This window comes from Streptomyces sp. NBC_00353, from assembly GCF_036108815.1.
Lineage (GTDB): Bacteria > Actinomycetota > Actinomycetes > Streptomycetales > Streptomycetaceae > Streptomyces.
This window is the reverse complement of the sequence record NZ_CP107985.1, coordinates 9,223,834-9,238,007: the sequence shown is the minus strand read 5'-3', so window position 1 is coordinate 9,238,007 and position 14,174 is coordinate 9,223,834. Positions and strand designations below refer to the sequence as shown.

Here is a 14,174-nt window from a genome sequence, read left to right as displayed (position 1 = left end):
TGCAACGGTAGATCCGCTGTGGCAGTCAGGCAGCCGCTGTCGGCGCGCGTGCGGGAAACCCGCAGGAAGGTACGCGGGGATGGCGCAGCCGCGTCCGGACATACCTGCGGTGCAGGTGCAGGGTCCTACGGATGCGCAGTGCGGGTCGGCACCGATGTGCCCCGACGTCGTCGGGGCGGATGCTCAAAGGGATCAATTCATGCATCCCCTCCCCCTTGAGGCAGCCCCTCATGACCCGATCCGCTCTCCCGCTCCCCCGGACCGGCACCGGCCCCCGCAGGGCGAAGCGTCCAGCCGCTCAGGCGGGTACCGACGGCCGCCGCGCGTGGCAGCTGCGGCACTTCCCGTGCCGCCTGCTGGCGGGAGGCATCCTCCCTCAGGCTGCGGTCCCGGTCGCGCTGATCACCGCCATCACTCTGGGCGCCACCTTCGCCCCCATAACCATTCATCTGTCCCCTCTCCTGGTCGCTGCCCCCACCTCCGCGGCCGCGTTCGCCAGCTCCCGTTTCATCGCGGGTACCGCCCTGGCCGCCAGCGCGGCAATGTTTGTCATCGACCGCCATGACGGCCTGCTGCATTCGCCACTTCTGCCGATCCACATCGGCGCCCTGCTGGTGGTGTCGGGTTTCGTCGTCGCCGCCCGGGCGCTGCACGACCGCGACCTGAGGGAACTGACCCAGGTACGCGCGGTGGCCGAAGTGGCCCAGCGGGTCGTGCTGCGCCCCCTGCCCCGGCAGCTGGGTCCGCTGCGCGTCGCCTGTACGTACCGGGCGGCCGCGGCGCACGCCCTGGTGGGCGGCGACCTGTACGCCGCCGCCCGGACCGGCCGGGCGACCCGGTTCCTCATCGGCGATGTCCGCGGCAAGGGCCTGCCCGCCGTCGAGGACGCCTCCGCCGTTCTCGGGGCCTTCCGCGAGGCCGCTTACCAGCACGCCACCCTTCCCGAACTGGCTGCCGCCCTGGAGAGCAGCGTCCGCAGGCACTTGGCGCAGCTCACCGACAGCGACCCCGAGAGCAGCGAGCGCTTCATCACCGCGCTCCTGGTAGAAATCCCCGACGAGGCTCCTCTCGTCCAGGTCATCAGCTGCGGGCACCCCTCACCCCTGTGGGGCCACCGCGGCAAGGTGGCCGCCCTGCCCATACTTCATCCCGCACCACCCCTTGGGCTGGCGAGCACCTCTCCCGACACCTACCACGTCGACACCTTCGAGTTCGGCCCCGCAGACACCCTGCTGCTGTACACCGACGGCGTCATCGAAGCCCGCAACATCACCGGCGGCTTCTATCCGATCCTCGAGCGGGCCTCCACCTGGCCCTGGGAATGCCCGCACAGCCTGCTGCTGCACATCAACCATGACGTGGACACCCACACCGGCGGACGCCTGGAGGACGACCTCGCCCTGGTGGCCGTCCAGCGCACCTCCGCGCCGGACACCGGCCAGGGTCCGGACTTGCCCCAGCGCCCCCACCCCATGGAGGCCCACCCGTGACGCGCCTGGTGCTCCCGGAACGACACACCTTCTATGGAAAGGCGATGACGACGATGACCGTCACTCGACTGAACGCGTGGCTGTGTGCGCTGCTCATTGTCTACATCGGTGCGTCGTGCGCCGTGCAGCTCCAGGATTCCTCAGGCGGCCTTGTCCGCTGGTCGGGGTTCTCCGTGCTCGTCCCCGTCGCGGCCGCCGCCCTTCTGCCTCTGCGGCGCTCCCTGATCATCGGAGCCTCCACGCTGGCTGCCACCATCGCCATCTACGGCTTCGCCATCCACGGGGTATCGGCAGGAGGCCGGACGGTCGTCATCACCGCGGTCGCGCTGTCCTTCGCCTTCGGCCTCTTCGTCTGCTGGGCGCGGCCGCATCTGCTGCACACGCCCGCCACAGCCACGCAGAACCCGCCCAGCCTGCCCCGCCCGGCCGGCACGCAGGCCGGTAGCGCCCCCGAGACACCACGCGCGGTTCCCGCCTCAGCACGCGGCATCCTTCCCGAAGCGTTGCCGCAACCCGCGGTGGTGGAGCTGGCCAGCCACTACCGGACCGACTCCAGCCAGCTTGGCATGCGTGCCCATTGGCTGGACGCCATCCCGTTGTCCGGCACCCGGGTCGGACTCGTCGCCGGCGCCGTGGCCGGGCCGGGCGCCGACGCCACCGCCACCGAACTCCGCACCGCGGTACGCACCCTGGCCGACATCGACCTGCAGCCCGAGGAACTGCTCACCCATCTCGACGATGTCCTGGCCCGGCTCCGCCCCGACAACCGTCCCAGTCACGACGCCCAGGCCACCAGCACCGTCAGCGCCCAATGCCTGTACGCGGTGTACGATCCCGCCTCCTCCCGCTGCACACTCGCCGGCGCCGGAAGCCCCTCACCTGCCGTCATCACACCCGACGGCACGGTCACAGTCATCGACCTGCCCGAAGGGCCACCCCTGGGACAGACAGATCTGCCCTTCGAAGCCACCGAGATAGACCTACCCGAAGGCAGCCTGCTCCTGCTCTACACCCACACCGACACCGGCGACAGCCCGCATGACCCCGGCGGCGAGGAGCTGCTCAGCGCACTCGCCGGGCCCCAGTCCTGCCTGGACTCCACCTGCCGAGCCGCCCTCGACGCCCTGCTCCACGCTCCCCACACCCAGGTAGCTGTCCTCGCCGTCCGCACCCACGCCCTGGACACCCGCACCGTCGCCACCTGGGACCTGCCGGCCGACCCGGCCGCCGTCTGCCACGCCCGCACCCACATCGCGGAAAAACTGACCGCCTGGGGCCTGACGGACGCCGCCCCCACTACCGAACTCATCGTCAGCGAACTGGTCACCAACGCCATCCGCCACGCCCAACCCCCCATCCAGCTGCGCCTGATCAACCACGCCGGCAGCCTGGTCTGCGAGGTCGCCGACGGCAGCAGCACCTCGCCACACCTGCGCCGGGCCCGCACCTTCGACGAAAACGGGCGCGGACTGTTCATCGTCGCTCAACTCGCCGAACGCTGGGGAACCCGCCACAACCACCACGGCAAGACCATCTGGGCCGAGCACACACCCGCACCCGACCGGCCCATCACCACGGCTTGAGCTTGTCCTACCTGCCGGGCGCGGCGGAGACACAGGGCCGGCGACTTTTTTCTGGTGCAGCGCATCTGGAGCCGGTCGGCACCGTGTTGCCCGTTTTGTAGGTACTGGCCGGCGAACCCGTACCCGGTGCGCGGCCTGGAGCACCTGCCCGATGAGTCCCGTAGTCCGGGACCGACGGTGCCAGCGCCATCAGTAGGGGGAACGGGCCGGCCCCACACCCCTCGTATTCTTTTCCCGTGCCCGCTTCCCGCCTGTATCGCGTTGCCGTCCTTGTGCTCGAGGGTGCGAAGCCGCTCGATGTCGGCATTCCTGCGCAGGTGTTCACGACCCGCGCGAGCATGCCGTACGAGGTGCGGGTGTGCGGCGCCGCCCCCGGTCTCGTGACCGGCGGTGACGGTCTGTCGTACTGCGTCGCCCACGGCCTCGACGCGCTTGCATGGGCCGACATCGTCTTCATGCCCGGCTACCGGTTCCCGGACCGCGACGACCCGCCGCAGGCCGTCGTTGACGCGCTGATCGCGGCCCACGATCGGGGCGCGCGGCTCGCCGCCATCTCGACGGGCGCCTTCGCGCTCGCCGCCACGGGCCTGCTCGACGGCAAGCGCGCCACGACGCACTGGCATTACACACGCGCGCTGGCGGCGAGGCATCCGCTCATCCGGGTCGACGAGAACGTTCTGTTCGTCGACGAGGGCAGCGTGCTGACATCGGCCGGCGCCGCCTCGGGCATCGACCTGTGCCTGCACATTCTGCGCGGCGATCTCGGGGTGGCCGCGTCGAACCACGCGGCCCGGCGCCTGGTCGCGGCCCCCTACCGCAGCGGCGGTCAGGCGCAGTATGTGCCACGCAGCGTGCCCGAGCCGCTCGGCGAGCGGTTCGCCGCCACCCGCCAGTGGGCGTTGCACCGGCTGGGCGAGCCCCTATCCCTTGAGATGCTCGCCCGGCACGCGGCGGTGTCGCCGCGCACGTTCTCGCGACGCTTCGTCGAAGACACAGGAGCCACGCCGATGCAGTGGGTCATGCGTGCCCGCATCGACGTGGCCCGTGAGCTGCTCGAGCGTTCGGAGCGGAGCGTCGAGCAGATCGCCGCCGACGTCGGTCTCGGCACCGGTGCGAATCTGCGGCTGCACTTCCAGCGCATCCTCGGCACCACGCCGAGCGAGTATCGGCGCACCTTCGCCCAGGGCGAGTAGCCCGCCGGCGTGGCGCGATCCTTTCGAGCCGTGGCACTCACGCCGCTGTCACGGACGGACGCCGCGAGCGAGCCTGATGGCGAACCGAAGGGACACCACTCATGACTCGCATCGCCGTCAACGGATTCGGCCGCATCGGACGCAATGTGCTGCGCGCACTGCTCGAACGCGACAGCGACCTCGAGGTCGTTGCCGTCAACGACCTCACGGAACCCGCCACCCTCGCGCGGCTGCTCGCCTACGACACGACGGCCGGCCGGCTCGGCCGCCCGGTGACTGTCGACGGGGACGTCCTTGTCGTCGACGGCCGTCGCATCACGGTGCTCGCCGAGCGCGAACCGGCGAAGCTGCCGTGGGCCGAGCTCGGCGTCGACATCGTGCTCGAGGCGACCGGCCGCTTCACGTCGGCTACGGCCGCCCGCGCCCACCTCGACGCAGGCGCGAAGAAGGTGCTCGTCGGTGCGCCGTCGGACGGCGCCGATGTCACGCTCGCGTTCGGGGTCAACAGCGACGCGTACGACCCGGCCGTGCACACGATCATCTCGAACGCCTCGTGCACGACCAACGCTCTTGCGCCGCTGGCCGCGGTCCTCGACGAGCTCGCCGGCATCGAGCACGGCTTCATGACGACGGTGCACGCCTACACGCAGGAGCAGAACCTGCAGGACGGCCCGCACCGCGACGCCCGCCGCGCCCGGGCCGCCGCTGTCAACATCGTGCCGACCACGACGGGCGCCGCCAAGGCGATCGGCCTCGTGCTGCCGAACCTCGAGGGCAAGCTGGCGGGCGACTCGATCCGCGTACCGGTGCCGGTGGGCTCGATCGTCGAACTCAACACGACCGTCGCCCGCGACGTGACGCGCGACGACGTGCTGGCGGCGTACCGCGCCGCGGCGGAGGGGCCGCTGGCCGGCATCCTCGAGTACTCGGACGACCCGCTCGTGTCTTCCGACATCACGGGCAATCCCGCCTCGTCGATCTTCGACTCGGCCCTCACCCGCGTCGACGGCCGCCACATCAAGGTGGTCGCCTGGTACGACAACGAGTGGGGCTTCTCGAACCGTGTGATCGACACGCTCGAGCTCCTCGCCACCCGCTGACCGGACGCCGGGGCGGCCCCGCCGACTGATGTCACGCTCGCTGGTCAGCAGCACGATTGCGCTCTCGGCGACGAGCACCCGGCCGGGCCGCCTCGACGGTCTCCCGACGGTGCATTCCGTGCGCGCTTCGGTGGGCTTCCCCTGGCGCGGCGCGCCGGCAACGCGGCGCGCCACGGCGAGTGCCGGGCTGCTCAGGGACGGACTGCGGTGTTCCAGCCGGCCAGAATTGGCAGGACGTGGGCGGTGGCGGAGTCGGGCTCGGCCGTGTAGACGATCAGCCGCTGGTCGGGGTCGTGCGGCGTGCAGACGATCTCGGTGTTGAAGGACATCAAGCCTGCGGCGGGATGCTCGACTCGTTTGGCGACCGATGCGTAGTCGCGGACGGCGTGGTCGTCCCACCACCGGTCCACGTCGTCGTCACTCGCCCGCAACTCCTCCATGAGCGCCGCCAGGCGGTTGTCGTAGGGGCGGCGTGCGATCTCCCGACGCATCGTGGCGACGGTGGCCGACGCGAACTCCGTCCAGTTCACGATCCGCTCACGGGCGACAGGGTCCTGGAACATGAAGCGCACGAACGACGACCCCGGCTCCAGCGGACGGCCCAGCACCTCAGGCAGCAGGGCGTTGCGGGCGAGGACCTCGCCGCGATGGCCGAGCAACAGCACCGGGACGTGGTCGAGCGTCTGCATCAGCCGCAACAGACCGGGATCGGGGCGTTGGGGGGCGTGCGGGGTGGCGGCACGGTGCTGCGCGGCGGGCGCGGCGCGGTCGCGGAGATGCGCGTGCTCGACCTCGTCCAGACGCAGTGCGCGGGCCAGCGCGTCGAGCACCGCGTCGGAGATGTTGGCCTGGCGTCCCTGTTCGAGGCGGCTGTAGTAGTCGGGACTCAGGCCGGCCAGTACGGCCAGCTCCTCCCGTCGCAGTCCCTGTACCCGCCGGGCTCCGGGAAAGGCTTCGATGCCCGCCTGGGACGGGGTGAGGTGGTTCCGGCGGGAGCGCAGGAACGCCCCGAGCGCGGCGCGGTCGCGTGACATTCCTCCAGCGTAGGGCGCCCGGCGGCGCTCTGGGTGGTCCTGCCGTGCCCAGGTTTGTCCTGTCCTGGCCCGGTACCTGAGGCCGCCGTACAAAAGGACTCATGACTTCTTCACTTCACACGAACGACAGCACACCTACCGCCCCCGGCTCCCCGCTCATCGGCCGCACTGCCGTCGTCACCGGCTCGACCAGCGGGATCGGCGAGGCGATAGCCCGGCTCCTGGCCGCCGAGGGCGCTCACGTCGTCGTCAACGGCCGGCAGCAGACCAGCGGCGAGCGGGTCGTCAAGGCGATCCGCGGCACCGGCGGGCGCGCCGACTTCGTCACGGCGGACCTCGGAGGCAGCTACGAGCAGCTGCGCGCCTTCGTCGCACAGGCCACGGACGCGCTCGGCGGACGCGTCGACATCCTGGTCAACAACGCCGGCATCTACCCGGCGACGCTGACCGAGGATCTGCCGGACACCGACCTCGACGCCATGCTCGCGGTCAACATCCGCGCCCCGCACGTCCTGGTCGGCGCCCTGGCTCCGGCCATGGCCGCACGGGGCAGCGGCGTCATCGTCACCGTCGGCTCCTGGATGGCCCGTCTCGGTACTCCCTACGCGGCGATGTACAGCGCGACGAAGGCCGCTGACGAGCAGCTCACCCGCAGCTGGGCCGCGGAGTACGGGCCACGCGGCGTGCGGGTCAACGCCATCGCGCCCGGAGCGACCCTCACGCCCGGCAACGAGGAGGCCCGCGCGGAGCTCGACGCGATGACCGCCACCACCCCGGCGGGCGTCGTCGTCCGGCCGGAGGACATCGCCAAGGGCGTCCTATACCTGTCAAGCGACGACTCGGCCATGGTCCACGGCATCACGCTCTACGTCGACGGCGGGATCACCGCCTCCCGCATGGGCTGATCCTCGGCCGACCCCCGGGCACATGCCGATCGTCGGGGGGTTCGACGGAGACAGGCAGACATTGGCGACGACAGCCGCCTCGACTGGTGACTGGGACCTCCCGGCTGACCCGAGTGGCTCGCGCGCCCAGAACTCCAAGGCGTGCGTGCCACCGGCGCTCCTGCTCCTCGCGCAGCCACCCGCGGCACCGCTCGCGAACGGAGGTGCCGCCGAAGCCGTAGCAGTGGCACGGCCGGTGGCGGTGCGCACACCGGCCGACGTGCGCGGCGGGCAGTCCAGGACGGCGGAGGCCTTGCGCCGGGCTGGTGCAGGTGTGGTCATTCGACCCCGGAGAAACAACGGAACAGCGGCGGGCGCCAAGGGGTGACCTCGGTACAGGACTCGCGATTCCGTCAGCACTGTACGAGCAAATCCCGCGCGCGCCGTCGGGCCGGAGCTGCTCTACTGGCTTCCGGGGGCGTCGTACCCGTAGCCCGGAGAGATGCAGATGAGCACCTATCGAGTCGCCCAGGTCTCCGCCCCCGGCGGTCCGTTCGCGATCGTCGAGCGTGAGATGCCGCAGCCGGGTCCAGGGCACGTACGGATTGCCGTGGATGCCTGCGGAATCTGCCACAGCGACGCATTTTTCGTGAACGCCGGGCTCCCGGGCGTACGGTTTCCGCTGGTCCCCGGGCATGAGATCGCCGGGCGCATCGAGGAGCTCGGCGAGGGAACGCAGGACAAGGGCTGGCATGTGGGCGACCGGGTGGCGGTGGGCTGGTTCGGCGGCAGCTGCGGCCACTGCACGCCCTGCAGACAGGGCGACTTCGTCGTGTGCGAGAACCTGAAGGTACCCGGATGGGCGTACGACGGCGGTTACGCCGAGGCCGTGATCGCCCCGGCAGACGCGCTGGCCCGGATCCCCGATGCGCTGGCGGCACCCGATGCGGCGCCTCTGGGCTGTGCGGGAGTGACCACGTACAACGGGCTGCGGCGCAGCTCCGCCCGGCCGGGCGACCTGGTCGCCGTGCTCGGCATCGGCGGCCTCGGCCACCTGGGGGTGAAGTACGCAGCCGCGATGGGCTTCGAGACCGTGGCCATCGCCCGCGGAGCCGGCAAGGCCGACTTCGCCGAGCAGCTCGGTGCGCACCACTACATCGACAGCACGGCGGACACCACCGTCGCGGACGCGCTGCAGTCCCTCGGCGGCGCCAAGGTCGTCCTGGCCACCGCCGCCAACTCCGACGCCACCACAGCGACCGTGGACGGACTGTCGCCCCGCGGCGAGCTGGTGGTCATCGGCGCGGACACCGAGCCACTGGGCATCAGCCCGAACCAGCTGCTCATGAGTGGCAAGATCGTCCGGGGCCATCCGTCCGGCACCGCGCAGGACGTGCAGGACACCCTGGCGTTCAGCGCGCTGCACGGAATCCGCCCGATGACCGAGGTCGTGCCGCTGGACCAGGCCGATCAGGCGTACCAAAAGATGCTCTCCGGGGCCGCCCGCTTCCGGATGGTGCTCACCACCCGCTGACGGACCCGGCCCTCGGCCTTTCACCAGCGAGTCGCCCGGGCGGCGTCCTCGTGGGCGGTGGTCCGCAACGGAACCTTCTACGAACCGCAGCCGTCGACCTCACTCACCTGACCTGCGGGCCTGCGAGGAGAACGACTCGATCAGCCTCGACGTCGAAGCCGAGCACCGGATGGCCGTAGTCGCCCTCCGGGTCCATCAGCACCGGCTTGCCCAACCGCCGCCCGATCTCCCGAAGGAAACCGCAGAACACATCAAGTCGCTCCTGGCCCTGCAACCGCGGCCGCACCGGCACCGTAAGGGAGCGGGCGCGGCCGCGCGTGCGGGCCCGAGGTGGTCAGCGGGACGCGGGGAAGCCAAGGTCAGGACCGGCTGCCGCCTCGGCCGGGTCCGGCCAGCGGCTCGTGATGACCTTGCCGCGCGTGTAGAAGTGCACGGCTTCGCTGCCGTACATGCGGTGGTCGCCGAAGGCCGAGTCCTTCCAGCCACCGAAGGAGTGGTAGCCCACCGGCACCGGCATCGGCACATTCACGCCGACCATGCCGGTCTCGACCTCCAACTGGAACCGGCGGGCCGCGCCGCCGTCGCGGGTGAAGATCGAGCTGGCGTTGCCGAACGGGGAGCCGTTGATGATGCGCATGGCCTCGTCGTAGGTCCCCGCGCGGAGCACGCACAGGACGGGGCCGAAGATCTCGTTCCGGTAGGCGTCCGAGTCGGTGCTGACCTTGTCGAGGAGCGAGATACCCATCCAGTGCCCGTTCTCGAGGCCCTCGACGGTGAAGTCCCTGCCGTCGAGCACCACGTCGGCTCCTTGGGCGGCCGCGCCCGCGACGTAGTTCGCGACCTCGTCGCGGTGTGCCTCGGTGACGAGCGGGCCCATCTCGGACGTCGGGTCATTGCCCGGGCCGATCTTGACCTTCGTGGCCCGCTCGGCGATCCGGGACACCAGCGCGTCGCCCGCCGAGCCGACCGCGACCACCACGGAGACAGCCATGCAGCGCTGGCCTGCGGAGCCGTAGGCGGCGGTCACGGCGGCGTCGGCGGCCGCGTCGAGGTCGGCGTCGGGTAGTACCAGCATGTGGTTCTTAGCGCCGCCGAGGGCCTGGACACGCTTGCCGCTGGCGGATGCCCTGCTGTAGACGTGGCGGGCGACCGGCGTGGACCCCACGAACGACACTGCCGCCACATCCGGGTGGTCGAGCAGCGCGTTCACCGCGACCTCGTCGCCGTGCACGATGTTGAGCACACCGTCGGGCACACCGGCCTCGGCCGCGAGTTCCGCGAGGAGCATGGACGCGGACGGGGCCTTGCTGCTCGGCTTGTGGACGAAGGTGTTCCCGCAGGCGATGGCCATGGGGAACATCCACATGCTGATCATCGCGGGGAAGTTGAACGGTGAGATGCCGACGATCACACCGAGCGGCCGGCGGACCGACGCCACGTCGATGTGGCTCGACACCTCCGTGGACGTGTCGCCCTTGAGCGCCGTGCCGAGCCCGCAGGCCAGTTCGACGATCTCCAGGCCCCGGGCGACCTCGCCCAGCGCGTCTGCGTGGACCTTGCCCTGCTCTGCGGTGATCAGCGCGGCAAGGTCGTCGCGGCGCCCGTTCAGCAGCTCGCGGTAGCGGAAGAGGATCGCGATCCGCTGCGCGAGCGAGGACGTGCGCCAGGTGGCGTAGGCCGCCTTCGCCGCGGCGACCGCGGCGTCGACCTCGTCGGCGCCGGCCATCGCCACCTGTGTGATGACCTCTCCGGTGGCGGGGTCGGTCACGGGGCCCCAGGTGCCGGAGGCGCCTGCAGCGTCTCCGAAGTGCTTGCCACCGATCCAGTGGGGGACGGTCTTCATCGGCGGAACTCCTTCAAAGGTGACGGCGGTGGGCAGTGAGGTTCCTGTCGTTCACCTCACGGGCCTTCACTTCAGCCGGACGGTCCGCGGTCTCGGCCACGGATACGCCCCCACCGCCCGGGAGAGGGTAACTGCTGATATCGAAGCTACTTCTCCGATCCGCACGTACAGGCGCTTCGGAGCCTTGCGGCCCGAAGTGCCTCCCCCGGGTCCCGAACTGTCGTGGGGTGGATCACTCACATGCCGAGCACCGCCGCGTTCGCTTCGAGATCGACACCAGCGGCTCCCTCGTGCAGGGGTCGTCGGCGGCTCGGAAGCGGTACGTGGTCCCGCAGTCCTCGACGTCGACGGACTCGGAGAGACCAGCGCCTTTCGTGCTTGCGATCAAGCGTGACCGTCCGTACGCGCCACTGCTGCTGTGACGGTTGACGTACCTTGCCAACCGTGGTGTCCCGGATCACATCCTGAAGGCGGGCAGCACAGTACCGCGGTCGGAGAGCGGTGCCTCGATGCCCGATCGGGTGCCGCTGCATCAGGCCGACGGGTTCCCGGACGTGCCGGCGGCGAACGGCGTGACGCTGAATAGGTCGTCGCAATCGGTGATCTCTCCCGGGATCACCAGCGAGGCGGTGTTGCTCGGGGGACAGATCCGCAACTGCGCCGACGTCCCCGCCGACCCCACACCCGGTCACCCCCGTAGCCCTCCGGGGGCGACTATGGCCACCAGTGATCATTCGGCGCTCGACCAGAGCGCCGAGCGCAGTCGATGCGCAGCCGCGCGCACACCGGCTGTGCACTCTCGGCACAGCCCGTACGGAGCGCTTCCATCGGATCGGGAATACGCTGCCGAGGAGGGCTGCGGCCATGATCGGAAGTTGTGGGACGGCGCGGATGGCACGGGATACCGGAGGCGGCCTGGGGAGTGATGCGGCCGTTGGCGCCGAGGTGGCGGCGACCGCTGTGCTGGATTCTCGAGGTGTCGTTGTCCGATGGAGCCCGGCTGCCGAACAGTTGCTGGGCCATCCGGCGGCCCAGGTCCTGGGCCGGTCCGCCATCGAACTGCTCGCCCGGCCCGAGCCGGCCGCAGCCGCCGCGGCACGGCGCGCACTGCGAGGGGCACCGGAGGTACGGTCCGCGGTCGTGACCGTGCGCTGCGGGGACGGCCGACTGCTGGAGCTGGTCCTGTGGGCGTACCCCTCGACCGGCCCCGAAAGCCCAGGGACCGCACCGCACTGGGTGGTGCTGGCCGTCGAGGCAGCCCAGATGCGCCGCTGGGAGGGCGACCGGGCGGTCATGGAAGGACTCTTCTCCCAGTCGCCCGTCGGCCTGCTGGTCACCGATACCGAACTGCGCTGCGTACGGCGCAATGTGGCCCTGGAACGCATGACCGGCATACCGACCGAGCAACGGCTGGGCAAGCGGATCGGGGCTGCGCTGCCGGGGCTGAGCGCCGAGGCCATCGAGGCGCAGATGCAGCAGGTCCTGGACACCGGCGTCCCGACGATGGACTTTGTGCACCGCGGGCGCACCGTGGCCGACCCGGAACACGAGCATGTGTGGTCCACCAGTACCTTCCGGCTCCAGGACCCGGCCGGAGCCGTCCTCGGGCTGTGCCACGCGGTCATCGACGTCACCGCCAGTTACCGGACCCAGGAACGAAGAGCTCTGCTCAACGAAGCCAGTCTGCGCATCGGCACCACCCTGGACGTCATGCGGACCGCGCAGGAACTGGCCGAGGTGGCCGTCCCCCGGTTGGCCGACACCGTCAGCGTCGATCTGCTGGACGCCGTCGTGGAGGGCGAGGCGCCCCGGCCGGGTCCGGTCGAAGACAGCGTCACGCTGCGCCGTGCGGCATTTCGGTCCACATGGCGCGGGCATTCCCGGGCGGCGTACGCGGTCGGCGAGCTGAGCCGGTTTTCCTCCTCTTCACCGCAGGCCCGTTGCATGGCCGACCTCGAAGCCCGCCTCGTCGCCAGACTTGACTTCACCGCCGACTGGTTGCGGGACGATGCCCGGCGAATCGTGGGAATCCGAGCCGCCGGCGCGCACTCCCTGATGGTGGTACCGCTGGCCGCCCGCAACGTCCTGATGGGCGTGGCCAGCTTCTACCGGTGGCAGCAACCGGACCCGTTCGACGACGAGGACCTCACCCTCTCCACGGAACTGGCCTCCCGGGCCGCCGTGTGCATCGACAACGCCCGCCGCTACACCCGCGAAAGCGCCGCCTCCCTGGCCCTGCAGCGCAGACTGCTCCCCAGCGAGCTGCCCGAGCTCCACGCCGTCGAGGTCGCCGCACACTACCGACCCGCCGGCGCGGAGAGCGACGTAGGAGGCGACTGGTTCGATGTCATCCCGCTCTCCGGCGCCCGAGTTGCCCTGGTCGTCGGCGACGTCCCCGGACACGGCATACACGCCTCCGCCACCATGGGGCGGCTGCGTACCGCCGTGAACACCCTCGCCGACCTCGACGTACCCCCGGACGAGCTGCTCACGCACCTCGACGACCTGGTGATCCGGCTCGCCGAGGAGGACGGTTCCTGCCGCTCCTCGCCGACCGGCGGCACGGTCACCGGGACCACCTGCCTGTACGCGGTCTACGACCCGGTCGAGCGACGCTGCACGCTGGCCTCCGCCGGCCACTACCCGCCCGCGGTGGTGCACCCCGACGGCACCGTCGAGTTCCCGCGTCTGCCCGCGGGCCCGCCGCTGGGCCTGGGCGGCCTGCCCTTCGAGACCGCCGAGCTGGATCTCGCGGACGGAACGGTGCTCGCGCTCTTCACCAACGGACTCCTCCTGGGACGGGACCCCGACATCGACGTCGGACTTCAGGCACTGCGGCGCAGCCTGTCCCACCCCGACCGCCCGCTCGAGCAGATCTGCGACCAGGTGGCCGCCACCCTGCTCCCCCTCCGGCCACCGGACGACGTCGCGCTCCTGGTCGCCCGCACGCACACCCTGGGTGCAGACCGCGTCGCCTCCTGGGACCTGGCCGCCGACCCGGCGGTCGTCGTGGATGCCCGGTCCCTGGCCGCGCGGAAGCTGACCGAGTGGGGTCTGGAAGAGTTCTCGTTCATCGCCGAACTGGTGGTCAGCGAACTGGTCACCAACGCCATCCGCTACGGCCTCCCGCCGATCCGGCTCCGGCTGATCCGCAACACCGACCTCATCTGCGAGGTCTCCGACAGCAGCAGTACTTCTCCTCGCCTGCGTCGCGCCGGATCGGACGACGAGGGCGGCCGGGGCCTGTTCCTCGTCGCCCAGCTCACCCAACGCTGGGGCACCCGTTACACCCCGAACGGCAAGACCATCTGGACCGAACTCGCCCCGCCCCACGCGATGTGATCCACCAGCAGGATCCGGACCGCCCACGGACCGGACCCGTCACTCCTTCAACCCGAATCTCCGGCACGGCAGTTGGGCCGCACGGTCGGTGCCTGGGCGCGCCACGGAGCCCTCGGGATGGGCCGTACCGGACGGGCCCCGTACCGGACGGGTCCGCCCCGCAACGGCCCC

11 protein-coding genes are annotated in these 14,174 nt (G+C 70.9%); 8 read left to right on the top strand and 3 right to left on the bottom strand.

The features are described from left to right. Positions 1 to 230 precede the first annotated feature (230 nt). The 4 genes from OHA88_RS41475 (at position 231) to gap (ending at position 5,366) form a co-directional block, all read left to right on the top strand. Positions 231 to 1,490 carry a PP2C family protein-serine/threonine phosphatase gene (locus OHA88_RS41475; protein WP_328629381.1) on the top strand — a complete coding sequence of 420 codons (1,260 nt, stop codon included), beginning with the start codon at positions 231 to 233 and terminating at the stop codon, positions 1,488 to 1,490. Then, on the top strand, positions 1,487 to 3,073 hold the full coding sequence (locus tag OHA88_RS41470) for an ATP-binding SpoIIE family protein phosphatase (protein ID WP_328629380.1): 1,587 nt from the start codon (positions 1,487 to 1,489) through the stop codon (positions 3,071 to 3,073). Before OHA88_RS41475 ends, OHA88_RS41470 begins: the two co-directional genes overlap by 4 nt. A gap of 236 nt (positions 3,074 to 3,309) precedes the next feature. Continuing rightward, positions 3,310 to 4,266 (top strand): GlxA family transcriptional regulator, encoded by a 957-nt coding sequence (locus tag OHA88_RS41465; protein ID WP_267007232.1) that lies wholly within the window; start codon positions 3,310 to 3,312, stop codon positions 4,264 to 4,266. A gap of 101 nt (positions 4,267 to 4,367) precedes the next feature. Beyond that, entirely contained in the window at positions 4,368 to 5,366 is a 999-nt protein-coding gene (gene gap, locus OHA88_RS41460; RefSeq protein WP_267007231.1) for a type I glyceraldehyde-3-phosphate dehydrogenase, read from the top strand. Between the two features lie 191 nt (positions 5,367 to 5,557). Here the strand turns inward: gap and OHA88_RS41455 are convergent, their stop codons facing one another. Continuing rightward, entirely contained in the window at positions 5,558 to 6,400 is an 843-nt protein-coding gene (locus OHA88_RS41455) for a helix-turn-helix domain-containing protein (RefSeq protein ID WP_328629379.1), read from the bottom strand. 101 nt (positions 6,401 to 6,501) lie between these two features. On the opposite strand from OHA88_RS41455, the gene OHA88_RS41450 reads away from it, so the two are divergent. Both OHA88_RS41450 and OHA88_RS41445 read left to right on the top strand, forming a co-directional pair. Then, positions 6,502 to 7,305, top strand: coding sequence for an SDR family NAD(P)-dependent oxidoreductase (locus OHA88_RS41450; RefSeq protein WP_328629378.1), 804 nt, complete (start codon positions 6,502 to 6,504; stop codon positions 7,303 to 7,305). Positions 7,306 to 7,792: 487 nt separating this feature from the next. Beyond that, the gene (locus OHA88_RS41445) at positions 7,793 to 8,818 is read left to right on the top strand and encodes an alcohol dehydrogenase (protein ID WP_328629377.1); all 1,026 of its coding nucleotides are present in this window, start codon (positions 7,793 to 7,795) and stop codon (positions 8,816 to 8,818) included. Positions 8,819 to 8,921: 103 nt separating this feature from the next. Here the strand turns inward: OHA88_RS41445 and OHA88_RS41440 are convergent, their stop codons facing one another. Continuing rightward, on the bottom strand, positions 8,922 to 9,104 hold the full coding sequence (locus OHA88_RS41440) for a hypothetical protein (RefSeq protein WP_328629970.1): 183 nt from the start codon (positions 9,102 to 9,104) through the stop codon (positions 8,922 to 8,924). A gap of 48 nt (positions 9,105 to 9,152) precedes the next feature. Next, positions 9,153 to 10,661: a CoA-acylating methylmalonate-semialdehyde dehydrogenase gene (locus tag OHA88_RS41435; RefSeq protein WP_328629376.1), complete on the bottom strand. Its 1,509-nt coding sequence runs from the start codon at positions 10,659 to 10,661 to the stop codon at positions 9,153 to 9,155. 227 nt (positions 10,662 to 10,888) lie between these two features. Between OHA88_RS41435 and OHA88_RS41430 the strand changes: the two genes are divergently transcribed. Further along, positions 10,889 to 11,083, top strand: a complete 195-nt coding sequence (locus tag OHA88_RS41430; RefSeq protein ID WP_328629375.1) for a hypothetical protein — start codon at positions 10,889 to 10,891, stop codon at positions 11,081 to 11,083. Between the two features lie 538 nt (positions 11,084 to 11,621). Beyond that, a complete protein-coding gene (locus OHA88_RS41425; protein ID WP_328629374.1) occupies positions 11,622 to 14,003 on the top strand; it encodes a SpoIIE family protein phosphatase in 2,382 nt (793 codons plus the stop codon). Positions 14,004 to 14,174 lie beyond the last annotated feature (171 nt).